1 protein-coding gene is annotated in these 438 nt (G+C 48.4%); it reads right to left on the bottom strand.

What is annotated here, in order from left to right:
* Window positions 1–155: 155 nt before the first annotated feature.
* The coding region (locus ACTHUM_RS19905; RefSeq protein ID WP_440403993.1) for an NnrS family protein at window positions 156–438 on the bottom strand (283 nt) is incomplete at its 5' end.

Below are 438 nucleotides of genomic sequence, written 5' to 3'. Positions count from 1 at the left end.
GGCCAAAACCATTCTTGCCGAATTGACCGGCGAGACTGAAGTGCAAAAACACGACAGCTCCACTACACGCCTGATTAATCTTTATTTGAACGCCAACAAATAAAGCATTTATTTAAAACAAAAGGCCGTCTGAAAGTTTCAGACGGCCTTTTGTTTCATTCCGGATCATCCGTAAACGCATTTTCCCGAAATATCGGTACAAACGTGAAAAGATACAGTACGAACACGGCGATGGTCAGAATCGCAGGAACGGTAATGAAAAATATCGGGTTCACGTTCATCAAGAAAGCGCGCGAGATGGCGGCCATAAAGAGTAGGGGGATGGCAATGCGGCAGAGTTTCGGGTAGTCGAGTTTGGTAAAGCCGCTGTGCCACAGTCCGGCGGTCAGCCACACCATCATCACGCCGCCCATCATACCGCCGAGGGTAATCAAGTGT

The organism is Neisseria sp. P0021.S006 (assembly GCF_051956895.1).
The sequence above is the reverse complement of the archived record's forward strand: the minus strand, read 5'-3'. Positions and strand labels throughout refer to the sequence as shown.